Annotated in this window: 4 protein-coding genes; 2 read left to right on the top strand and 2 right to left on the bottom strand. The window is 65.8% G+C overall.

The genetic code is table 11. The features are described from left to right. Positions 1-498 precede the first annotated feature (498 nt). Positions 499-2,352, top strand: a complete 1,854-nt coding sequence (locus JF66_RS12980) for an ABC transporter ATP-binding protein (RefSeq protein WP_051973514.1) — start codon at positions 499-501, stop codon at positions 2,350-2,352. Next, positions 2,349-4,169, top strand: a complete 1,821-nt coding sequence (locus tag JF66_RS12985) for an ABC transporter ATP-binding protein (RefSeq protein WP_035878822.1) — start codon at positions 2,349-2,351, stop codon at positions 4,167-4,169. The genes JF66_RS12980 and JF66_RS12985 overlap by 4 nt, the downstream gene beginning before the upstream one ends. 96 nt (positions 4,170-4,265) lie before the next feature. Here the strand turns inward: JF66_RS12985 and JF66_RS12990 are convergent, their stop codons facing one another. Next, complete coding sequence (locus JF66_RS12990) at positions 4,266-4,586, bottom strand: MGMT family protein (RefSeq protein ID WP_035878824.1); 321 nt, start codon at positions 4,584-4,586, stop codon at positions 4,266-4,268. Between the two features lie 5 nt (positions 4,587-4,591). After that, positions 4,592-5,044 carry a GNAT family N-acetyltransferase gene (locus tag JF66_RS12995; protein WP_035878827.1) on the bottom strand — a complete coding sequence of 151 codons (453 nt, stop codon included), beginning with the start codon at positions 5,042-5,044 and terminating at the stop codon, positions 4,592-4,594. Positions 5,045-5,071 lie beyond the last annotated feature (27 nt).

Raw genomic sequence — 5,071 nt, forward strand, 5'->3', positions numbered from 1 at the left:
ACCCGAACCAGCCGATCAGCCACTCGGAGTCGAGAAAGCTGATACCGAAGAGCATGGGATGCATGAACGTCCTTTCATTGAGCCGGCTGGCGCGCACGAACCCGCCACCCAGAGTAGTTCACGCGCATCACAGGCTCGTGCGGATGAAAAAATTCCTTGCCTTGCTCCCTCATGAGCCATAGTCTGAAAGGCTGCCTGATCCGGGGGGCACCAGAAAAAATCCTACGCGCTCAGGAGGCCGACATGACCAAGACCACTCAGTACACGCTCGCCGGTATGGCGACCGAGGGTGCCTTCGGCCGTATCGCCCCGCGCACCGCGCAGGCACTGTAGCCGCACGTCCGGGGCGAGCCATCGTCCGTTTCACCTTCCGCACGCAGGCCAGCCTGAGACGCTACCGCCTGTCGCGGGAAGACCCGACTTCCCGCATCCGTCGACTCGTCGTCGACCCGTATTCGCTTCATCGGTGACTCGTCGCCGCCATTTTCAGGACACACCATGACCGCACGACCTGCCCACCCGCCCCCTGCGCCCACGAAAGCGCCTCCCCAGCCGCGCACGAGCACGTTTCGCTCGCTCGCCCGGCTGTATCCCTATGCCAAACCGGCTCTGCCGCGCATCGCACTCGGAATGGTCGCCGCTCTGCTCGCCGGCCTCGTTGCTCTCGCGATCCCGCAGGTGCTGCTCAGGCTCGTCGACGGGCCCCTGGCTGACAACGATCCGAACCAGATTTGGCCGGCGGTGTTCATCGTGCTCGGGCTCGGCGTGCTCGAGGCGATCATGATCGCGCTGCGTCGCTGGTTCGTACTGACTCCGGGCACGCACATCGAGGCGCGCATGCGCAACAGCCTCTATTCGCGTTTGCAGGACCTGCCCGTCACGTTCCACGACCGCTGGCCGAGCGGGCAGCTGTTGTCGCGCGCCGTCAGTGACCTCAACCTGATTCGTCGGTGGGTGTCCTTTGGGCTCGTCCTCATCGTGGTTAACTTTCTGACCATCGTGATCGGCGTCGTGATCCTGGTCTCGATGAGCTGGATCCTCGGTGTGATCTTCGTGGTCTGCTCGGTGCCCCTGTGGGTCTACGGTTTCGTCTTCGAGGAGAAGTACTCCGTGATCGCCCGGCGCAGCCAGGACCAGGCCGGTGACCTCGCGACGGCGGTGGAGGAATCGGTGCACGGCATCCGCGTGCTCAAGGCGTTCGGGCGCGGGAGCTTCGCGCTCAAGAACTTCTCGTCGCAGGCCGAGAGCCTGCGGGGAACGGAAATCGCCAAGGCCCGCGCGATCGCCGGAATCTGGCTCTGGTTGTTGCTGGTGCCGGACGTCGCTTTTGCGCTCGGCCTCGTGGCCGGTGTCTGGCTGACCAGCCAGGGCCAGCTCAGCGTCGGCGAGCTGCTGGCCTTCTTCGCGACGGCGACCGTGCTGCGGTTTCCGGTGGAGTCGATCGGTTTCCTGCTCTCGATGACCTTCGACGCGCGCACGGCGACCGACCGGTTCTTCGACGTGATGGATTCACCGAACTCGATCACCGATCCCGACGAGCCTCGGCAAATCGACGCTCCTCAAGGGCGGCTGGCCTTCGAGAATGTGCACTTCCGCTACGCCGACTCGCCGGAGCGGTTTCCCGACCTGCTCGACGGGATCGATCTTGTTCTGGAGCCGGGGGAGACCATGGCCCTCGTGGGCCTCACCGGTTCCGGTAAGTCCACCCTGACGGCGCTGACCACGCGCTTGTACGACGTCACCGGCGGCCGGGTGACCCTGGACGGTGTGGACATCCGTGACCTCGGACGTGAAGACCTGCGTCGCCACCTTGCGATGGCCTTTGAGGACGCCACGCTGTTCTCCGCCTCCGTGCGCGAGAACGTGCTGCTGGGGCGCTCCGAGTTCGACGAACCCTCCGAGGCAGCGGATGCCGCGCTTGAGGCAGCCCTGACCATCGCGCAGGCATCCTTTGTGCACGACCTGCCCGAGGGAGTAGACACCCTCGTGGGCGAGGAGGGCATGAGCTTGTCCGGTGGGCAGCGGCAGCGCGTGGCGCTCGCGCGTGCCGTGGCGGCCAAGCCCGCCGTGCTGATCCTCGACGATCCGCTCTCCGCGCTCGACGTGAACACGGAGTCGCTCGTGGAGACCGCGCTGCGCGAGGTGCTCGTGTCGACCACGGCTCTGATCGTGGCACACCGACCATCCACGGTGATGCTGGCCGACCGGGTGGCCCTGCTCGAAGACGGTCGCATCACGGCGGTGGGAACGCACTCCGAGCTGCTGCGCACCAGCCCGCACTACACCTTCGTGATTTCCAGCTTGGAAGACGAAGAACGACGAGAGAACACCAGAGTGGAGGAGACGCTGTGAGTGTCACCGGAGGCAGCGTGGCGGGGGTGCGCGGCGAGGACCGGCACGATTTCACCAAGGCCGAGAGCAGGCGCCTGCGCAGGCGTTCGCTGCGCCTGCTCGGATCCCTGTTGCGGCCTGTGCGCGGCCAGGTGATCCTGGCGATGCTCGTGGTCGTCGTCTCGACGGCCGCCCAGGTCGCCGGCCCCACCCTCATCGCATACGGAATCAACAAGGGGCTGCCCGCGCTGCTCGATGACAACTGGATGCCCCTCGGCGTGACCGGTGTCGTGTACCTGATCACCGGCACGCTGGGTGCCGTCCTGATCGCCTGGTACACCATTCTCTCGGCGCGAGTGAGTCAGAACGTGCTCATCGACCTGCGCAAGCGCGTGTTCCTGCACACCCAGAAGCTGAGTCTTGAATTCCACGAGTCGTATACCTCTGGGCGCATCATCTCCCGCCAGACCAGCGACCTGGATGCCATCAGGGAGTTGCTCGATTCGGGCATCAACCAGCTCCTGCAGGGTCTTCTCTACATGAGCTTCACGGCGATTGCCCTGTTCCTCCTCGACGGTACGAGCGGCCTTGTGCTCTTCGCGGCGTTGGTGCCGCTCGCTCTCCTCACCCGCTGGTTCCAGGTGCGCTCGCAGACCATGTTCCGCCAGTCGCGCACGGCGTCGGCGAGCCTGATCGTGCACTTCGTGGAGACGATGACCGGCATTCGCGCGGTCAAGGCATTCCGGAAGGAGAAGCGCAACGAGAAGCAGTTCGGCGGGCTTGTGGAGGACTACCGCCACGTGAATGCGCGGGTGATCCAGCTGTTCGGCATTTTCGATCCGGGACTGGTGCTCATCGGCAACGTTACGGTGGCCGCCGTGCTGCTCGTGGGCGGCTTTCGGGTGATCGAGGGCGAGTTGCTCGTGGGCACGCTGCTCGCCACGCTGCTCTACGCCCGGCGGTTCTTCGATCCGATGGAGGAGATGGCGATGTTCTACAACTCCTACCAGTCGGCCGCGGCGGCGCTCGAGAAGATCTCCGGCGTGCTCGAGGAACGACCGGGCGTGCCCGATCCGCTCGTGCCCGTGGACCTTCGCGCCGCGTCCGGTGACGTGCGCTTCGACAACGTGCAATTCGCCTACAAGTCGGACCGGGTGATCCTGCCGCACGTCGACCTGCGGATCCCGGCCGGGCAGACCATCGCCCTCGTCGGGTCGACCGGGGCCGGCAAATCGACGCTCGCCAAGCTGATGAGCCGGTTCTACGATCCCAGCGAAGGGCGAGTGCTGCTCGACGGCATCGACCTGCGCGACTTGCACCCGAAGGACCTGCGGCGGGCGATCGTGATGGTCACCCAGGAGGCGTACCTGTTCAGTGGGTCGGTCGCCGAGAACATCGCGATCGGCAAACCGGATGCGACGCGGGCGGAGATCGCTGCGGCTGCGAGCGCGGTCGGGGCGCACGACTTCATCGAGTCCCTGCCGAACGGCTATGACACCGACGTGAACAAGCGCGGCGGTCGCGTGTCCGCCGGGCAGCGCCAGCTGATCTCGTTCGCGCGGGCGTTTCTCGCCAACCCGGCCGTGCTCATCCTGGACGAGGCAACGTCGTCGCTCGATATTCCGAGCGAGCGATTGGTGCAGGAGGCCTTGCAGACGCTGCTCAGCGATCGCACCGCGGTGATCATCGCGCACCGGCTGTCGACGGTGGCGATCGCCGACCGGGTGCTCGTGATGGAGCGCGGCATCGTGGTGGAGGACGGCACCCCGAACGATCTCATCGCCGGCACGGGCCGCTTCGCTCGGCTGCACGCCGCCTGGCGCGAGTCGCTCGTGTAACGGGAACGCCCTCGCGGCACTCACCCGGCCGCCGGCACTCGTTCGAACGGGTGCCGGCCGGCCACACGAGTAACGCGACCTGTCGGTAGTGGGCAGCTACGCGGGGAACCAGCGGGCGGCCCGCAGGTCGACGCGATAGGCGGCATCCGTTGTCGTCACGACAAGGGGTGTGTTCTCGGCGCGATAGTGCACGAGGGCACGTTCTTCGTGTTCGATCGGCGGATGACCGCTGGCGCGGATCACGCGCCACCACGGCACGTCCGAGCCGTAGCGGGCCAGAGTCTGGCCCACGGCGCGCGCCGCGCGGGAGCCGAGGACGCCGGCAACGTCCCCATAGGTCATCACCCGGCCCGGTGGGATCGATTCGACAATGACAAGCACGTGCGAGACGAAATCGTCGCCAGCGGCGGCACCCACGAACGCTACAGCTTGAGGGCGCCGATGACCTCGCCGTATTGCGTCTGACCGATGTCGGCGAAACCGAGGCGGTGGAAGAAGGCCTCCGGGCCCTCTTCTCCGGGCTCCCAGATCACCGTGATGTGGTCGAATCCTCGTGCGCGAGCCTCTTCGGCGAGCGAGTCGGCGGCGAACTTTCCCACTCCCTGACCCTGCGCGTTGGCGTCGACGTTGATGCGCCAGATGCAGGCACGAAATTCTTCGTGCTCCGACTCGGGGTCGAAATTGCCGTGAATGAAACCAGCGACCTGACCGTCGAGCACGACCACTCGCTGCCACGACGTGGCCGGGTTGATGACGGATGCCCCGGCGGAGTAGGACACGGGTGCAATGAATTGCTCCTGGCCTGGCTTCAGGCTCAGGTTGTTGGCCGCAACGATATTACGTGCGGACAGTTCTTCCAGTCTCAGCTCACCCATGCTCTCAGGCTAACGTCTGCTCGGCAC

Origin of the sequence: Cryobacterium sp. MLB-32 (assembly GCF_000738085.1) — a bacterium.
In the GTDB taxonomy this organism is placed as follows: Bacteria; Actinomycetota; Actinomycetes; order Actinomycetales; family Microbacteriaceae; genus Cryobacterium.

What these genes read in the sequence shown, in the direction of transcription:
- JF66_RS12980 (WP_051973514.1), top strand. Translation starts at nt 499, where the DNA reads ATGACCGCACGACCTGCCCACCCGCCCCCTGCGCCCACGAAAGCGCCT.
- JF66_RS12995 (WP_035878827.1), bottom strand. Translation starts at nt 5,044, where the DNA reads ATGGGTGAGCTGAGACTGGAAGAACTGTCCGCACGTAATATCGTTGCG.